At 42.3% G+C, this 16,929-nt stretch carries 17 protein-coding genes; all 17 read right to left on the minus strand.

What is annotated here, in order from left to right; all coding sequences use genetic code 11:
* Positions 1 to 3 precede the first annotated feature (3 nt).
* On the minus strand, positions 4 to 1,125 hold the full coding sequence (locus NSQ83_RS12745; RefSeq protein ID WP_198878624.1) for a Nif3-like dinuclear metal center hexameric protein: 1,122 nt from the start codon (positions 1,123 to 1,125) through the stop codon (positions 4 to 6).
* On the minus strand, positions 1,118 to 1,768 hold the full coding sequence (gene trmK, locus NSQ83_RS12750; protein WP_003246178.1) for a tRNA (adenine(22)-N(1))-methyltransferase TrmK: 651 nt from the start codon (positions 1,766 to 1,768) through the stop codon (positions 1,118 to 1,120). Before trmK ends, NSQ83_RS12745 begins: the two co-directional genes overlap by 8 nt.
* A gap of 256 nt (positions 1,769 to 2,024) precedes the next feature.
* Complete coding sequence (gene cccA / locus NSQ83_RS12755; protein ID WP_003230068.1) at positions 2,025 to 2,387, minus strand: cytochrome c550; 363 nt, start codon at positions 2,385 to 2,387, stop codon at positions 2,025 to 2,027.
* 328 nt (positions 2,388 to 2,715) lie between these two features.
* On the minus strand, positions 2,716 to 3,831 hold the full coding sequence (rpoD, locus tag NSQ83_RS12760) for an RNA polymerase sigma factor RpoD (RefSeq protein WP_003226225.1): 1,116 nt from the start codon (positions 3,829 to 3,831) through the stop codon (positions 2,716 to 2,718).
* Positions 3,832 to 4,029: 198 nt separating this feature from the next.
* Positions 4,030 to 5,841: a DNA primase gene (gene dnaG / locus NSQ83_RS12765; RefSeq protein ID WP_198878623.1), complete on the minus strand. Its 1,812-nt coding sequence runs from the start codon at positions 5,839 to 5,841 to the stop codon at positions 4,030 to 4,032.
* A gap of 33 nt (positions 5,842 to 5,874) precedes the next feature.
* Positions 5,875 to 6,369: a YaiI/YqxD family protein gene (locus NSQ83_RS12770; protein ID WP_003230065.1), complete on the minus strand. Its 495-nt coding sequence runs from the start codon at positions 6,367 to 6,369 to the stop codon at positions 5,875 to 5,877.
* Between the two features lie 253 nt (positions 6,370 to 6,622).
* Positions 6,623 to 7,435 (minus strand): pyruvate, water dikinase regulatory protein, encoded by an 813-nt coding sequence (locus NSQ83_RS12775; RefSeq protein WP_003230064.1) that lies wholly within the window; start codon positions 7,433 to 7,435, stop codon positions 6,623 to 6,625.
* Positions 7,436 to 7,460: 25 nt separating this feature from the next.
* On the minus strand, positions 7,461 to 8,099 hold the full coding sequence (gene ccpN / locus NSQ83_RS12780) for a transcriptional regulator CcpN (RefSeq protein ID WP_198878622.1): 639 nt from the start codon (positions 8,097 to 8,099) through the stop codon (positions 7,461 to 7,463).
* A gap of 132 nt (positions 8,100 to 8,231) precedes the next feature.
* Positions 8,232 to 10,271 (minus strand): glycine--tRNA ligase subunit beta, encoded by a 2,040-nt coding sequence (glyS, locus tag NSQ83_RS12785; protein ID WP_198878621.1) that lies wholly within the window; start codon positions 10,269 to 10,271, stop codon positions 8,232 to 8,234.
* Entirely contained in the window at positions 10,264 to 11,151 is an 888-nt protein-coding gene (gene glyQ / locus NSQ83_RS12790) for a glycine--tRNA ligase subunit alpha (RefSeq protein WP_003226213.1), read from the minus strand. The genes glyS and glyQ overlap by 8 nt, the downstream gene beginning before the upstream one ends.
* A 297-nt stretch (positions 11,152 to 11,448) precedes the next feature.
* On the minus strand, positions 11,449 to 12,216 hold the full coding sequence (recO, locus tag NSQ83_RS12795; RefSeq protein WP_003230055.1) for a DNA repair protein RecO: 768 nt from the start codon (positions 12,214 to 12,216) through the stop codon (positions 11,449 to 11,451).
* Between the two features lie 36 nt (positions 12,217 to 12,252).
* Positions 12,253 to 12,396: a YqzL family protein gene (locus NSQ83_RS12800; protein ID WP_024122087.1), complete on the minus strand. Its 144-nt coding sequence runs from the start codon at positions 12,394 to 12,396 to the stop codon at positions 12,253 to 12,255.
* Positions 12,397 to 12,543: 147 nt separating this feature from the next.
* Positions 12,544 to 13,449, minus strand: coding sequence for a GTPase Era (gene era, locus NSQ83_RS12805; RefSeq protein WP_003230051.1), 906 nt, complete (start codon positions 13,447 to 13,449; stop codon positions 12,544 to 12,546).
* On the minus strand, positions 13,430 to 13,840 hold the full coding sequence (locus NSQ83_RS12810; RefSeq protein WP_032722130.1) for a cytidine deaminase: 411 nt from the start codon (positions 13,838 to 13,840) through the stop codon (positions 13,430 to 13,432). The genes era and NSQ83_RS12810 overlap by 20 nt, the downstream gene beginning before the upstream one ends.
* Positions 13,841 to 13,958: 118 nt before the next feature.
* Positions 13,959 to 14,330 carry a diacylglycerol kinase family protein gene (locus NSQ83_RS12815; RefSeq protein ID WP_080529555.1) on the minus strand — a complete coding sequence of 124 codons (372 nt, stop codon included), beginning with the start codon at positions 14,328 to 14,330 and terminating at the stop codon, positions 13,959 to 13,961.
* Positions 14,311 to 14,784 (minus strand): rRNA maturation RNase YbeY, encoded by a 474-nt coding sequence (gene ybeY / locus NSQ83_RS12820; RefSeq protein WP_128993163.1) that lies wholly within the window; start codon positions 14,782 to 14,784, stop codon positions 14,311 to 14,313. The genes NSQ83_RS12815 and ybeY overlap by 20 nt, the downstream gene beginning before the upstream one ends.
* The gene (pgpH, locus tag NSQ83_RS12825) at positions 14,785 to 16,920 is read right to left on the minus strand and encodes a cyclic-di-AMP phosphodiesterase PgpH (protein ID WP_010886570.1); all 2,136 of its coding nucleotides are present in this window, start codon (positions 16,918 to 16,920) and stop codon (positions 14,785 to 14,787) included.
* Positions 16,921 to 16,929 lie beyond the last annotated feature (9 nt).

The following is a 16,929-nucleotide window of genomic DNA, read 5'->3' on the forward strand; positions in this document are numbered from 1 at the left end:
TTTTTATAGAAATGTAAATGGATTTGTATCTGTTTCAGAAACAAAGATATTCACGTCAAACTTTTTATCGTTACACATTGATGTCAGTTTTCTCGTGACGCCTTCTTTCATGATTTTTTCCGCGTAATGGCCCGGATCAACCACATTTAGGCCAAGCATCATCGCATCATGGGCCACATGGAAGTATAAATCCCCTGTGACGTAAACATCGGCTCCCTTTCGTTTTGCATGATGAATATACTTGTTTCCATCTCCACCAAGAACAGCTACCTTTTTCACCATGCTGTCTGCATCTCCCACCATTCTGACACCATTGACGTCAAGCTTGTCTTTCACAAATAAAGCGAATTCCTTAAGCGTCATCTCATTTTTAAGGGTTCCGACACGGCCGAGCCCTTTTTCGGCGGGAGTCTGTTCGACAGGATAGATATCGTAAGCAACTTCTTCATATGGATGGCTTTTTATCATTGCATTGATAACAGCTTTTTCGACGCTTTTAGGAAATACAGTCTCAAGCCTTACTTCATGAACAAGCTCAAGCTCTCCCACTTCACCGATAAAAGGCTTAGCTCCGTCCAATGGCTTAAAGCTGCCGATTCCTTCAGATGAAAACGCGCAATGGCTGTATTCACCGATATGGCCGGCCCCCGCATTTCCGACCGCGGCTCTGACCTGCTCTTCATATTCCTTCGGCACGTATACTGCCAGCTTTTTCAAAGGATCCGTATAAGTAGGTGCCAGCACTTCCATCTCACTCAGCTCTAATGCTTCAGCAAGCAAATCATTCACGCCGCCGTCCGCAACGTCTAAATTTGTATGAGCTGCATAAACAGCAATATCATGCTTCAAACACTTTTCAATTAACCTTCCGGCAGGCTGATCTGTTGAAATATGCTTTAGCGGCCGGAAAATAGGAGGATGGTGTGCAATAATCAAGTCAACCTCTTTTTCAATCGCTTCATCGATAACGCTCTCTAACACATCAAGTGTAACCATCACATTTTTAATTGGTTTGTTTAAAGTGCCGATTTGCAGGCCGATTTTATCTCCTTCAACCGCATAGGCTTTCGGGGAAAATTGTTCAAACAGCTGGATGATCTGCTGCCCATTTACACTTTTAGCCATGATCGATTACCTCCTTTAACAGCTCCATTCGATCGGCGAGCTCCTTTAATTTTTGTTTGTTTTGCTCTGTATCCGCCGCTTGGCTGATCTGTTCATAAATGCTTTGAGTGTGCTGAAGCTCTTGTGTCCACTTTTTCAAAAAGACAGCATTTTTTTCTTTTGCTAAGAAAGGGCCGACGAGCATCCCGGCTGATAAAGAAATACCGTCATAAGCCGCATCCCTGTCTCCCGCTTCTGCCACCAGCACCTCATAGCACTTTCCGTCCTCTTCAAGGATTACCTCATCTATCAGCGCATATCTTTCTTTATAAAGCCACTCCCTGATATGAACAGCATGAATATTCGGCTGTAAAATGAGCCGTTCCTTCCCCGTTAATTTGTCTTTGCCCGCTTCTAAAATGTGAGCGATCAAAGCCCCGCCCATTCCGGCAATCGTAATGGCATCAGCTTCACCTTTTTTAATCACTTCCAGTCCGTCTCCCTGCCTTACAGAAATGTGCGAGTTTAAGCCTGATTTTTCAACCTGCCGCTTTGCAGACAAAAATGGGCCGTCTGTTATTTCTCCGGCAATCGCCCCGCTGGCTTTATGATTCAGCACCGCATAACAAGGAAGGTAGGCGTGGTCAGAGCCGATATCGGCCATCACCGCTCCATTCGGTATGTACTCCGCTACTGTTTGCAATCGTTTAGATAATTTTAATTCGTTCACTTGTCATCACAACTTTTCTCAATCATTTTTTCCTTTACTATCATATAAAAAATCAGCCCGGAATCCAAGCTGAAGCAAATGATTTTGAAATTATTTCTTTTGATGCGGGTCTGCACGCGGCAGTCAAAAATAAAAGGCTGTCGAGAACATCTCGGCGGCCTGTGAATGTATAAAGAGAAAAATAGTTCTTTTATTTAATTTTTGACACCCACTCTGCCATATCATCCAGCTTATCGGCCGGAACAAGACCGGAAGGCATTCCATTACCGCCTTTTTCGATCTTTGTTTTAATTTCAGCGACATCTTTCTTATCCCCTACACCTTTTAAGCTCGGACCCGAAACACCTTCATAATTTTCACCGTGGCATGCGATGCAGTTTGCCTTGTAAATTTCTTCTGGTGAAGCGTTTGCATCTTTCTTTTCAGCAGATTTGCTTTCTCCTCCGCTCGCAATCTCCCGAGAGTCATCAAGTCCTTTTACTGATAAAAAGAAAGTTAGACCAATTCCTAAAACAGCGATCAGCAAAAATGGAATAAGCGGGTTCCATTTCATTTCCCTTCCCCCTTTTTGTTCCTTCCCCCTATGTAAACACTTCTAATTCTAACTTATTTTTACAAAAAGTAAATGGATTGCTATACAAAAGTTTTTTATTCACACTTTATACAAAATTGAATAGAAACATGCCTAAATCTCTAATATCCTTTTTATTCTATTGTATAATGTATTGTATACGCTTACAATAGAAAATATGGAATTAGATTTTGAAATTTTTCACCACAATGTTCATTTGCAAATGACATCATTTTTCAGTAAAATAAAGGCATATTATCCATATATCTTTTAAAAAAAAGAAGAACGGATCTTCAAGACCCGTTCCATCTTATTCGAGGAAATCTTTCAAACGTTTACTTCTGCTAGGATGTCTTAGTTTCCGCAACGCTTTGGCTTCGATTTGTCGAATACGCTCTCTCGTTACTCCAAATACTTTGCCGACCTCTTCTAATGTTCTTGTACGGCCGTCATCAAGACCGAATCGAAGACGCAATACATTTTCTTCACGATCAGTTAACGTATCAAGCACATCTTCCAGCTGCTCTTTCAATAGCTCGTATGCGGCGTGGTCAGAAGGTGAAGTTGCTTCTTGGTCTTCAATGAAATCACCAAGGTGCGAGTCATCCTCTTCACCGATCGGTGTTTCCAGAGATACCGGCTCTTGAGCAATCTTTAAGATTTCGCGTACTTTTTCAGGCGTTAAATCCATATCTTCCGCAATTTCTTCAGGTGTTGGTTCTCTGCCTAAGTCTTGCAGTAATTGACGCTGCACACGGATTAATTTATTAATGGTTTCAACCATATGAACGGGAATCCGGATCGTTCTCGCCTGATCGGCAATGGCGCGTGTAATCGCCTGTCTGATCCACCACGTAGCATACGTACTGAATTTATAACCTTTGCGATAATCAAATTTTTCAACGGCTTTCATCAGACCCATGTTTCCTTCCTGGATCAGATCAAGGAACAGCATACCACGTCCGACATACCGTTTTGCGATACTGACAACAAGCCGCAGGTTCGCTTCAGCCAATCTGCGTTTAGATTCTTCGTCACCTTCTTCAATCTTTTGAGCGTAGGCGATTTCTTCTTTTGCAGAAAGAAGGTTAACCCGACCGATTTCCTTTAAATACATACGAACTGGGTCATTGATTTTAACGCCAGGCGGTACACTTAGGTCATTAAGGTCAAATTCTTCTTCGGCTTTGGCAAGCTGCTGAATATTAGGATCTTCTGTTTCTTCATTCTCACTAATTAATTCAACACCTTGTTCACCTAAAAATTCATAATACTCATCCATTTGGTCTGATTCAATTTCAAAGCTGGACATACGCTCAGCAATTTCTTCATATGTCAAAACGCCACGTTTTTTACCAGACTCTGTTAATTGCTCTTTTACTTGGTCGAATGTTAATTCTGTCTCGTGGGTTTGTTTATCAGCCATTATGGATCCCTCCTTCCAAAGCTTGCAACGAATTCTATAAGCGGTATGATTCTTATTCGGTCCATTCAGGCGTTTTCTATGTGAACTGCCTTTAACAATGTGCGAATAATGAAATGACAATTCATGATGAGGTTAAGCGATCTATTTGCTCCTCCGCAAGGAATCATTGCCAATACATGCTCCTCATCAGTTCTCCAGTTATTTTAAAGATCGGTTCAATGTAACGATTTCTTGAGCCAGAGAAGCAGCTCTTAAAAAATCTTTTTGCCTTTCGGCTTCGGCTCTTTCCGCCTCTTTTTCTTTTATCATTGACCAATTTCTTTGATTCAACACTTTTTTTACATAATCTGATAACTCGGCTTCGCTAAGCTCTTGATTAACCTGAAGCATTAATATATCAGACAAGAGCTGGCTTATATGATCATCCGTCACCCTGGCCATCAGATGCTGAGGCGTCAGCTCGGCTCCCTCTTCATAAAAAGCATAAAGATAGGCGGCTAATGCCCGGTGCTCATCAATATTAAATTGAAACCCTACCCGGTCAATCACTTTTTTGATGACGCTCCGATCTCGAAGCATGTGAGCGAGTAACAGCCTTTCTGCATTTTCATACGCCGGACGCAAACGTTTTTGCCTTGCTTTTGTCGTCAGATGCGCTCGCCGCGTTTTTGTTTCACCGCTATTGTCAGCAGGTTTGTTTTGCTTGCTGAAAACAGACAGCTGCTCAGTTAAAGACTCCTGTGAAAGCGAAAACTCTGAAGCAAGCTGCTTTACATAGACTTCCTGCTCTAGAGACCCTGAAAGCGTGCTGATTTCTTTCAGTACGTCTTTAATGTAAGCTAGTCGGTCGCCTTCATCGGACAGGTTCTTTCCTTTTCGGAAATATTGCATTTTGAACGCCATTACGGTGACACTGGCATCAATAATGTCGTTTTTAAATTTTTCCCCGCCGAATTTTTTGATGTAATCATCAGGGTCCAATCCGTCAGGAATCATTGCAACTCTGACTTTGCAGCCTTTTTTTTGCAGAAGCTCCGAAGCTTTTAAGGTGGCTTCATAACCGGCTTTATCAGAGTCATAGCAAAGAATGATTTCTTCGACGTTTCTTCTCAGGATCTTGACATGATCATCTGTAAGAGATGTTCCCATCGTGGCTATGCTTTCTTTTACACCCGAGCTTACGGCCGATATGACATCAGCAAAACCTTCAAATAAGACTGCTCTTTCCTGCTTTCTGATATGAAGGCGGGCCTTATAAAAATTGTAAAGCAGTTTGCTTTTATGAAAGAGCGGGGTTTCAGGACTGTTCATATACTTAGGCTGCTGGCTGCCAAGAGCCCTGCCTGAGAAAGCAACAACAGCCCCGTGATGATCATGGATCGGAAACATGACACGGTTTCTGAAGCGGTCGAAATATCCGCTTCCGTCTTCGCGTCTGATCAGGAGACCTGCTTTTTCCATTTGCGCCTCACTAAATCCCCTCTTTACAAGGAATTTCGTGATAAAGTCCCAAGAATCAAGAGCATAGCCAATCTGAAATTCATCAATCAGCTCTTTCGTAAAGCCCCTAGAAAGCAGATAATCCAGTGCCTCTTGACCTTCTTTTGTATTTATTAACAAATGATGGTAAAATTTCTTCAGGAGCTCATGGGCCTCAGCCATTTTTTGTTCTCCAGAAGACTCTGGCCGGGCTCCGGAATGGACTGTTATATCATCTGGAAAATCAATTTGGTATTTGTCAGCAAGGTGAGAAACCGACTCGGCAAATGAGTAGCCTTCCATCTGCCTTAAAAAAGAGAAAACATTGCCGCCCGCTCCGCAGCCAAAGCAATGAAAAATCTGTTTGTCGGGCGATACGGAAAACGAAGGTGTGCTTTCTCCATGAAAAGGACAGAGTCCAAAGTAGTTTCGGCCTTGCTTCTTTATTTGAACATAATCACCTATGACTTCAACGATATCTGCCGACTTTTGCACCTGATCCACAATTTCATCTGGTATCCGATTTCCCATCTTATAACACTCCGTCGTACATTATTCGATGCTTTAGTGCAAAATCCCTTCATCGTTCGACAGGATTTTTTGCAGCAGTGTAATAAATCGTTCTCGATCTTCTTTATTCAATTTTTTAGGCCCTTTGGCATATACGCCTTTTCTTCTTTGTTTGCCGGAAAAATGACGGCCCTCTAGGGCAAAATCAATCGTGTCTTCTTTGTAAAGACGACCCCTTTCCGACATAACGGAGACATTTCTGTTCAACAGCAGAGATGCTAATCCGATGTCCTGCGTCACAACAATATCTCCCGGTTTCACGTGATTTGCGATATATAAATCAGCAGCTTCTTTATGAGGATCAACATACTTCCATTTTTCTTCATTGCTTCTGGAAAGCTGATAATGTTCAAATGAAGCGACAAAAAGAACTTGAACTTCATACTCGGATGCTGTTTGTAAAATTTCATCTTTTACCGGACAAGCATCAGCATCGACAAAAATCGTCTTTTCTTGTTCATTAAGAAGAGTAATTCTCCATCCCTCCATTAAACTCCTGCATAAAAGCAAGCAAAATCGCACATCCTTTATTATTGTGGATGTATATGAATTTGTCGAAAAATTTCCGGGAGAAATTCTTGACATCTTACCCATAATAGTTTATTCGTATCACACGATCCTTAAACCTAAAATTAATCATTTTATCACAATTTTTTATTATAATACAAACTTCACAAAGATGCTATTGTTTTTCATTATTCCCTTTTGGCACAGCCAAAAACCCAGGATAGAGCGTCCTGAGTTATATGTTTTTTGTTTTGAGATGATGGATAATATTTGCTGTTTCCTCAACCGCTTTATTTGAAACATCAACAACCTGGCAGCCGATCCGATCCACAATCTTTTCGAAATACTCGAGTTCCTCTTTGATTCTGTTGATATTTGCATAAATCGCTTTATCATTAAGCCCGAGTGATTTTAAACGTTCTTTTCTGATATGATTCAGTTTATCAGGGCTAATCTTTAAACCGATGCATTTTTTCGGATCAACGTTAAAGAGTTCTTCCGGCGGATCAACCTCCGGTACAATCGGAACATTGGCAACCTTCAGGCGTTTGTGTGCGAGATATTGAGACAGCGGTGTTTTAGACGTTCTTGACACGCCGATCAAAACAATATCAGCTTTTAAAATCCCTCTTGGATCACGCCCATCATCGTATTTAACTGCAAACTCGATGGCCTCCACTTTTTTGAAATAATCTTCATCAAGCTGGCGCACCCGCCCCGGTTCGTATTTCGCTGTTAAACCGTAGGCTGTTTCCATTTTATCAATCAACGGGCCGATAATATCATAATATAAAACATTTGCTTTTTCCGCTTCGGCTATCAAATATTCTCTGATTTCCGGCACCACGAGTGTAAAACAGATAATGCCGCCGTCTGCCTTTGCAAGTGAAATCACTTCATTGATAGTGCCTATATCTTCAACATAAGGAATTCTTCTTACATGAGTATCATCCGCCGATCCGTTAAATTGGCTGAGTGCTGCTTTTACTACCAATTCAGCCGTTTCACCGACGGAATCCGATACAACATAGATGATGCGGTTATTCATATTATCCCCCCGTTAGTTTGCAATCTTATAGGATTTCATTTTCAGATAAACTGACAAGTATTTTGGTCATATTTGTTTTTGTCACTCTGCCGATCACTTCAAAGCCTTTATCGGTGTCTTTGATGACAGGCAGTGCATCAATTTGTTTTTCTATTAAGTGCTTTGCAATGTCCATCACATAATCCTCGCGTCTGCACACCGTAATGTTCGGCATCCTTGTCATGATGATGTGAACAGGGACCGATGTAAGCTCCTGCTGGCCAATGCTCGCTCTGAGCAAGTCTTTTCGTGAAAGCACCCCGACTAAAATAGCATCGCGGTCCACCACAAACAGAGTACCTACATCTTCTAAAAACATGGTGCAAATCGCATCGTACACAGAAACGTTTTCGTGAATCACTACGGGGATAGATTGAAAGTCTTTCACCTGAAGCTTTTTGAGTTTATCCGCCAAAAGCTGTGTGCCGGTTTTTCCCGTATAGAAATAACCGACTCTCGGGCGCGCCTCGAGGAATCCTGACATGGTGAGTATGGCTAAATCCGGGCGCAATGTCGCCCTGGTTAGGTTCAGCTTTTCTGCAATATGCTCCCCTGTAATCGGCCCGTTTTCTTTTACAATCTGCAAAATATGTTCTTGCCGTTTATTTAGTTCGATCGTACTCACCACCTTTTCACTTCATAGCTATGTAAAGAAATAATAATCCATATTATAACGTAAATATCTTGTAATCAAACAAAAAACTTATAAATGGGGAAAAGACGATTACCGATCACACAGCAACCGCCTTTTCTCTCTTTATTTTACAATAAGGGCATTCATATTCGCAAAGGACTTGATCTCATCCGCCAAGCTTACCATTTGCGCTAAACGATTTGCCTTTAATGACTCATTATCCGCTATAACCATTGTATGATTGAAGTAAGCATCGATCGGTTCTTTTAAGGCTGCAAGTGAAGCAAGCGCCGCCTCATAATCTTTTTTGCTGAAGTTTTCCTGCAGATTTTGCTTCGCTGTTTGGTAGGCATCAAACAGTTTTGCTTCGTATTCATTTTCAAACAGATCAGGCTGAATGTCTCCGCGGACTCCTTTTTTGCTGATAGAGATCACTCGGCCTAACGCTTCGGCTGTTTCCTTAAAGCCAGGTGCACCAAGCTTTTGCTCCAGTACTTGTGCTTTATGCAGCGCAGAGTACGGCTCAAGCTCAGAGCTTTCCAGCACGGCGTCAATGACATCATGTCTGATTTGTTCAGCATTCAAGACATATTTCAAGCGCTGAGTGAAGAAATCCAGCAGTTCAATTTCTTTATCGGTTTGTACGAAAGTAAGCAGCTCTTCAAATGAAATTCCCCAGTTGCGGTCAAGAAGAATCGCAACAATACCGCTTGCTTGGCGGCGCAGTCCGTAAGGGTCCTGGGAACCAGTCGGAATTACGCCGATAGAGAAGAATGAAGCGATTGTGTCAAGCTTATCCGCCATTGCTACAACAGCTCCGGTGAAAGTAGAAGGCGTTTCTCCGCCCGCTGATCTAGGCATATAATGTTCATTAACTGCCGCCGCCACAGCTTCATCTTCGCCAAGCATTCTCGCATACTTTTCGCCCATAATTCCTTGAAGTTCAGGGAATTCATATATCATATGCGTCACAAGGTCGAATTTAGAAATTTCAGCAGCCCGCTTCACATGTTTTAATGTATCTTCATCAGCCTGAAGGCGAACGGCAAGTTTCTCTGCGATTGATGTGACTCTTCTAACCTTATCAGCAAGAGAACCAAGCTCTTCATGGAAAACGATATTTTCAAGCTTCTTCACATTTGCATCAATGTTTAGTTTCTGATCTTCTTTGTAGAAGAATGAAGCATCAGATAAACGTGCGCGCAGCACTTTTTCATTGCCTCGGGCCACATTTTCAATCGCGTGGCTGTTGCCGTTTCGGACTGTGATAAAGTGAGGCAGCAGGTCACCGTTTTTGTCTTTGACAGGGAAGTAGCGCTGATGCTCTTTCATTGTTGTGACAAGCACTTCTTCAGGAATTGACAGAAACTCGGATTCAAATGAACCGTAAAGAGCTGTCGGGTATTCTACTAAATGATTCACTTCATCAAGAAGGTCTTCGTCAACTGGAATGCTCCAATCGTTTTCAGCAGCCATTGCTTCCAGCTGAGATTGAATCATTTGCTTTCGGACGCTAGGATCAGCAATAACATGCTGTCCTTTGAGCTGCTCTTCATAAGCTGAAGGTGATTCAATTGACACTTCATGTCCGAGGAAACGGTGTCCCTGTGTTGTCCGTCCAGACTCAATGTTTGTGATCGAAAATGGAATGACATCCTGTCCAAATAATGCGACAATCCATTTGATCGGTCGGATATAACGCAAATCTTCATTTCCCCAGCGCATGTTTTTCGGGAAATGCAAGCTTGTAATTAAACCGCTCAATTCTGGCAGAAGCGACTTCGTTTCTTGGCCGGCTTGGAATTTTTGCACGAATACATACTCTATGCCTTTTACTTCTTTGATGTACAGGTCTTCCACATTCGCGCCTTGGCCTTTTGAAAAGCCGATTGCCGCTTTTGTCCAGTTCCCGTCCGCATCAAGGGCAATTTTTTTCGCAGGCCCTTTTGCTTCTTCTTTTATATCATCCTGCTTTTCTGCGACATCCTTAACGAACACAGCAAGACGTCTCGGTGTATTGAAGAGTTTCACTTCACCGTGAGTAATATTTTTTTCTTTAAGCCAGCCTGTCAGCTTGTCGCCAAGCTGAACCATGCTTTCATTCAAAAAGCGCGCCGGCATTTCCTCTAATCCGATCTCTAAAAGTAAATCCTGTTTACTCATGAGAAGAACCCTCCCCTTTAAGCATTGGGAACCCTAGTTTTTCTCGTTCCTCATAGTAGGTTTTTGCTACTTTTCTAGCTAAATTCCGCACTCTTGCGATATAGCCCGTCCGCTCGGTAACAGAGATCGCACCTTTGGCATCAAGCAGGTTGAAAGTGTGCGAGCATTTCAGCACATAGTCATATGCTGGATGAACAAGTCCGTTGTCCATTTGCTTGATCGCTTCTTTTTCATATGTGCTGAACAATTGGAACAGCATATCGACGTCTGATGTTTCAAACGTATAAACAGAATGCTCATATTCAGCCATCATGAATAAATCTTTTACTGTAAACCCTGACGTCCATTCCAAGTCAAACACGTTTTCTTTATCCTGGATATAAGACGCGAGACGCTCAATTCCATACGTAATCTCTACAGAAACGGGTTTACACTCTAATCCCCCGACCTGCTGGAAATACGTAAATTGTGTTATTTCCATTCCGTCAAGCCAAACTTCCCAGCCTAGACCCGCGCAGCCTAAAGACGGATTCTCCCAGTTGTCTTCAACAAAGCGAATATCGTGCTCAAGCGGATCAATTCCAAGAGCACGCAAGGAATCCAAATACAGCTCTTGAATGTTATCAGGTGACGGTTTAATAATGACCTGGAACTGATGATGCTGATACAGTCTGTTCGGGTTCTCCCCGTAGCGGCCGTCTGCAGGACGTCTGGAAGGCTCTACATAAGCCACTTTCCACGGCTCAGGGCCGATACTGCGCAAAAATGTATACGGGCTCATCGTGCCGGCTCCTTTTTCTACATCGTAAGCCTGCATAAGCACACAGCCCTGACTGGACCAATGCTTTTGCAAGGTTAGAATCATGTCTTGAATATTCATTTCAAGCACCTCCACTTTTCTTTCATAAGTTGACTGCGGCAGCAACCAAAAAACTCCCGTCTCTATGCTTGCCAGCCGCAAACATAGGGACGAGAGTTCTCCCGCGGTTCCACCCTAGTTGCTGAGAACAAAACCCCAGCCTCTTTTTTTAAAATTGCTCAAGAATGCCTTTCGTTGCGTGCTCATCCTTAGCTTACACCGCCCTAAGGTCGCTTTCATGAGGTAAACGCAAGTACTTCTTTCTCTCACTGCAACATATTTTATAATAAATGATCATATAAAAAGATGGACCAAATGTCAACTTTTGTTTTCACCCATAAGATGTTTCATGCTTTCCATTTGATCTAAAAAGCGCTTTGATTTTAAATACAATCCCGAATATTCTTCGTAATATAAATCAATCACTTGCTTTAATTCAGCTTTTGTTTCCTCTTTTAAGGACACATTGCCGAGTCTCGACAGATCAAAATAGTAAAAGAGCCTTAACAGCCTTGCCGTTTGCGGTTTAATCGGTATCCTGTAAGGATCTTTTTCAAAACAGCGGTGGCATATAAAACCATTATCACGAACAGAGAAATGAAAGGTTCCGTCTTGGCTTTTACAATGTACACAATGATTCAGCTCAGGATACAGGCCCATGACACCGAGCATCTTCATTTGAACAATGAAGGTGATAACATCCGGATCTGTTCCTTCATTCAACTGTTTTAATGATTCTAATATGAATTCAAATAAATAAGGATTTGGCTTTTTTTCTTCTGTGCCTCTGTCGACTAACTCAGCAACATAGGCAGCATATGCTGTTAAAAACAAGTCTTCCCTGATGCCTCTCATGCTGAGGATCATTTCCCCCTGCTGAAGCGTTCCGAGGCCCGATGTTTTTTGCATTAAGAAAGAACCATACAAAAAGGGCTGGCTGACTGCTGATAAACGGCTGTTCGGTTTTTTGGCGCCTCGTGCCATAACACCTATTTTTCCGTGTTCTCTTGTCAGTAATGTTACGATTTTATTCGTCTCTCCGTAATCATTTGTGCGAAGAACGATCCCTTCACATTTTGTCAGCATTTCCGCACCTTCCTCAAGCAGGAGCGGCCAAGAGGTTTATAAAATTGGAAAATCAAATCGGGCTAGCTCATCTTCTAGTTCTTCGGGTCTTTCCATGTTCTCTTTTTCCAGTTCTTTAAAAAGAAGATACGTATCAACATTTCCTGTTTGAGAAAATACGTTCCAGGTAAAATTCAACACAAGAAACCCACCTTTCTGTAGTTAAACTAGCTTACCTAAACTCCAAATTCTTACCTTTATCTTGACCAGATGTCCTCCATTTCATGTTAAACAAAATTTGCTAATGTATCCCTGTTCCTGTGAGATAATGACACACACGGGAAGAGATTAATATTCGTCCTCTTTAAAGCCAAAATCGCGAAGCTGGGACATTTTATTACGCCAGTCTTTCTGCACTTTCACCCACAATTCAAGGTAGACACGGGAGCCCAACAGTGCTTCAATATCCGCTCTCGCTCTTTTTCCAACCTCTTTTAGAAGGCTTCCTTTTTTACCGATCACGATGCCTTTCTGGGAATCCCGCTCGACCACAATCGTTGCCGCTACGTGCACAGAACCGTTGTCCTGCCCTTTGATGGATTCGATGGCCACCGCAATGCTGTGCGGGATTTCTTCTCTCGTCAAATGCAGCACCTTTTCCCTGATTAATTCAGAAATGATAAATCGTTCAGGGTGGTCAGTTACCTGGTCACTCGGATAGAATTGCGGCCCTTCCGGCAAATACGCTTCGATCTGCGCGAGCAAGGTTTCGATGTTATTTCCTTCTAAAGCAGAAATCGGAACAATTTCCTTAAAAGGATAGCGTTTGCGGTATTCGTCAATTAGCAGAAGCAATTGGTCGGGATGAATTTTATCGATTTTGTTTACGATTAAGAATACAGGCGTAGACATCGTCTGCAATTTCTCAATGATGAATTCGTCGCCCTTCCCGTAGCCTTCCTCAGCATTGATCATAAACAAGATCAAATCGACTTCTTTTAATGTATTTTGCGCCACTTTCATCATAAAGTCCCCAAGCTTATGCTTAGGTTTATGAATCCCTGGTGTGTCAATAAAAATGGTTTGTGATGTGCCTGTCGTCAGTACTCCTTGCACCTTGTTTCTCGTCGTTTGGGGCTTATCGCTCATGATCGCGATTTTTTGTCCAATGACTCTGTTCAAAAATGTAGATTTTCCTACGTTTGGTCTTCCAATAATGGATACAAATCCTGATTTAAAGCTTTCGTTCGTCATGTAAATCCTCCGATGAAAATGCGCCTGGCAATAATTCTTCCACAGTCATTTCTTTTATTTGTCCTTGTAAATTAGTCAGTACGACAATAACGTCTTTTGTGCAAAGCTCAGAAATCACCTGGCGGCAGGCTCCGCACGGAGATACCGGTCCAGGGGTGTCAGCCGCAACGGCCAGCATCTGAAACTCTGTTTCCCCTTCAGAAACAGCTTTAAATAAAGCGGTACGCTCGGCGCAATTGCACATGCTGTATGCCGCGTTCTCAATGTTGCAGCCTCTGTACACTTTTCCATCCTTGGTAAGAAGAGCGGCTCCTACTTGGAATTTGGAATACGGCGCATATGCCATATCACGCGCTTTTAAAGCTTCTGTTATTAATTCTTGTCTGTTCATGTGTACATTCCTCTCTTACCTATAATGGTACCGCTATCACTTTATATTTTACATAATCGCGCGCTTTTTTTCACGCCCATTTCTAAAAATGTAAAATAAATGTAAGAATTTTCAGCCATTACAGCTTTGGCAAAAAAATAAGTAAACCAATGATACACGAAATCACGGCAAAAACGCAAACAGCCCCGGCGGCAGCGTCCTTGGCCGCTTTAGCAAGAGGGTGATGTTTGTCAGTTATTAAATCAACCGTATGTTCAATGGCTGTATTTAAAAGTTCAAGCGAAAACATACCGCCTATCAAAAGGAATATAATCATCCACTCAATCATGCTGAGCTCTACAAGGAAGCCGCAAATGAGAACAGCGCAGGCGGCTGCGGCATGAAATTGGAAATTCCGCTCCGTCCGCGCTGTTTCCCATATGCCCCGGCCTGCATGCACGAAGCTTTTGAAGAATCGATTCAGCTCATTTCTATGATCTTTTGAGTCCATAAGCGTCCAGCAATTCCTTTTGCTTAGTAAACATCTCCTCTTCTTCCTCTTTCGTCATATGGTCATATCCTAAAAGGTGCAGAAATCCGTGTACAGCTAGAAATCCGAGCTCTCTTTTAAAAGAATGATTATACTCCTCTGCCTGCTCTCTTGTGCGATCGGCACTGATGATAATATCACCTAAAACCGGAGGCATTTCGGCGCCCACGATTTCGATCTCGCCTTCTCCCTCTTCTTCAAGAGCAAATGAGATGACATCTGTCGGAGCATCCTTTCCCCGGTATTCTTTGTTAATCTGATGTATGTCATCATTGGAAACAATCGTGACAGAAACTTCAGCCTGATCCTGAACGCCTTCACGCTCAGCGGAAAATTGAAGCAGATTTTCTACTTCTTTGAGCATCTCTTCTGAGACGCTTCCCGTTTCATCAACGATATCAATCAGTAAACTCATCTATTTCACCTTCTTAGTAGCCTCCGGATATTCAATCCGGGAGTGGAAAATTCCTTTTAATGTTGCACAGAGCGTTTTTGCGATTGTATCCAGCTCTTTAAATGTCAAATCGCATTCACTGAACTGTCCGTCCTGAAGCTTATCGGATATAATACCCCGGACAAGCTTTTCAATTCGTTCAGGATTTGGATTGTGCATGGATCTGACGGCCGCTTCAACACTGTCGGCCACTGATATAATTGCGGCTTCCTTTGACTGCGGCTTCGGCCCCGGATAACGGAACTCTTCCTCTGTAATCTGGTCGCCTTTTTCCTTCGCTTTATAGTAAAAAAACTTTAAAAGCGAGGTTCCATGATGCTGCTCAGCAATATCGACAAGCTCTTTCGGAAATTTATAGCTTCTCAGCATATTCGCACCGTCTGTCGTATGCGAGATAATAATATTTTTACTTAACTGAGGTGACAGCTTGTCATGCGGATTGTCAATATTCATTTGGTTTTCAATAAAATATTGCGGGCGCTTTGTTTTTCCGAGATCGTGATAATATGCGCCGACTCTTGCAAGCAAACCATTAGCCCCAACCGCTTCACAGGCTGCCTCTGATAAATTGGCAACCATTACACTGTGATGATATGTACCTGGTGTTTCTGTCAGTATTTTGCGCAATAGCGGATGGTTAGGATTAGACAGCTCGAGCAGCCTCATGGTGGATAAAATGCCAAAGCCCGTCTCAAAAAACGGCATCAGGCCGATGATCAATACAGATGAAGCAAACCCCGACACAACCCCCATGAGCATTAAAGTGCCGATTTCAAGACCCGACAGCGCAGTGTTCTGGATCAATAATAAGGATAGAACGACAACCATATTAATAAACGCCACGAAAAGTCCGGTCTGCAAAATCTTTGATCTTGCATTGTGTTTTCCTAAAAATAATACACCTGAAATGCCGCTGATCAAATAATAAATCCCTATGACATAATTGAATGTTCCTGTCACACCCTGATTAAACATCATACTTCCGCAAATCGCAAGAATGATACTTCCCAAAATGGCAATGCGTTCATTCATCAGCAGTTTGATTAAGATGGCGCCGGCCGCAATGGGGACCAGATAGCCGATATTATTATACTCCATCTTCTGAAACAAACTGACAACCTCCATGATCACAAGCAAAAGTGTTGTGATTATGGAGAATAACAGAATGGATTGGTTTTTAAACTTCAGATTTTGTTTCTGTTTTTCAAAATAATATACAAGTGTTGCAATGAAAAGTCCGATCATAATCAATAGCCCGCTGATCGGTTTAAAGAGATTTGAGTTATTTAATAACCCGGTCAGCTCAAGTTTCCTGTACACTTCCCGATCAATGAGGTCATTTTCTTCCACGAGCACTTGCCCCTGTTTGATTTGAACCTGCTGGACATTATCTGAGGCTTCCTGCCGTTTTGCCTCTGTTGCTTTCGGATCGAAGACGTAATTCGGAATAATAGCAAAACGCCCGATTTCTGTCGCGGCTCCCAAGTATTTAGACGGAATAGAATTGCTCTTTAGCTCTTTTTCTACTTTATCCTTTGCATCAGATAGTTTATCCGAAGGGATTTCACTGCTCATAACCGTATTTACCGCGGTAATGACCGTATCTCTGACAAAAGAAAAGTCTTCACTGTCTGCTTTCAGCAATGTCTTGATGGAATCCTCGGATATGGAATCATTCACATCTGACGTCAATTTATCCTTTACGGATTTGACCATTGATTTTTCCGATGGTGATTTGCTGCCTTCTTCCGATGATTTTTTCACTTCACTAATACTGTCGAATATTGATGACACTAGGTCTATCCGATTATCTGTGTATTCTTTTTTTAATGTATATTGATCTTCAACCGCGTCCTCAGCGGCTTGCTTTTTTTCCTCTGTGGCTTTTTGATCTTCTACGGTTGCCGGAGCGTAAATGGTCTTGTCGCTGACTGAAAACAGGTCTAAATCAAGTGTTTCCGGCTTAACATGTACAAAGAGCAAAGCAAACATAATGGCAGCCAGCAGAAGATACAGCAGTACATGCATGGAGCGGGCATTTTTAAAACTGCTCCATTTTTTTGAGCTGCTTTTGGTCTTAGCCTTCTTTTTCAACACAAGAACCTC

The sequence above is a fragment of the Bacillus sp. PS217 genome, assembly GCF_037963535.1.
Lineage (GTDB): Bacteria > Bacillota > Bacilli > Bacillales > Bacillaceae > Bacillus > Bacillus subtilis.

Excerpts from the sequence above, each read along its gene's own strand:
- NSQ83_RS12745 (WP_198878624.1), bottom strand. The coding sequence starts at position 1,125 with ATGGCTAAAAGTGTAAATGGGCAGCAGATCATCCAGCTGTTTGAACAA.
- trmK (WP_003246178.1), bottom strand. The coding sequence starts at position 1,768 with ATGGCCGATATCGGCTCTGACCACGCCTACCTTCCTTGTTATGCGGTG.
- cccA (WP_003230068.1), bottom strand. The coding sequence starts at position 2,387 with ATGAAATGGAACCCGCTTATTCCATTTTTGCTGATCGCTGTTTTAGGA.
- rpoD (WP_003226225.1), bottom strand. The coding sequence starts at position 3,831 with ATGGCTGATAAACAAACCCACGAGACAGAATTAACATTCGACCAAGTA.
- dnaG (WP_198878623.1), bottom strand. The coding sequence starts at position 5,841 with ATGGGAAATCGGATACCAGATGAAATTGTGGATCAGGTGCAAAAGTCG.
- NSQ83_RS12770 (WP_003230065.1), bottom strand. The coding sequence starts at position 6,369 with ATGGAGGGATGGAGAATTACTCTTCTTAATGAACAAGAAAAGACGATT.
- NSQ83_RS12775 (WP_003230064.1), bottom strand. The coding sequence starts at position 7,435 with ATGAATAACCGCATCATCTATGTTGTATCGGATTCCGTCGGTGAAACG.
- glyS (WP_198878621.1), bottom strand. The coding sequence starts at position 10,271 with ATGAGTAAACAGGATTTACTTTTAGAGATCGGATTAGAGGAAATGCCG.
- glyQ (WP_003226213.1), bottom strand. The coding sequence starts at position 11,151 with ATGAATATTCAAGACATGATTCTAACCTTGCAAAAGCATTGGTCCAGT.
- recO (WP_003230055.1), bottom strand. The coding sequence starts at position 12,216 with ATGCTGACAAAATGTGAAGGGATCGTTCTTCGCACAAATGATTACGGA.
- era (WP_003230051.1), bottom strand. The coding sequence starts at position 13,449 with ATGACGAACGAAAGCTTTAAATCAGGATTTGTATCCATTATTGGAAGA.
- NSQ83_RS12810 (WP_032722130.1), bottom strand. The coding sequence starts at position 13,840 with ATGAACAGACAAGAATTAATAACAGAAGCTTTAAAAGCGCGTGATATG.
- NSQ83_RS12815 (WP_080529555.1), bottom strand. The coding sequence starts at position 14,330 with ATGGACTCAAAAGATCATAGAAATGAGCTGAATCGATTCTTCAAAAGC.
- ybeY (WP_128993163.1), bottom strand. The coding sequence starts at position 14,784 with ATGAGTTTACTGATTGATATCGTTGATGAAACGGGAAGCGTCTCAGAA.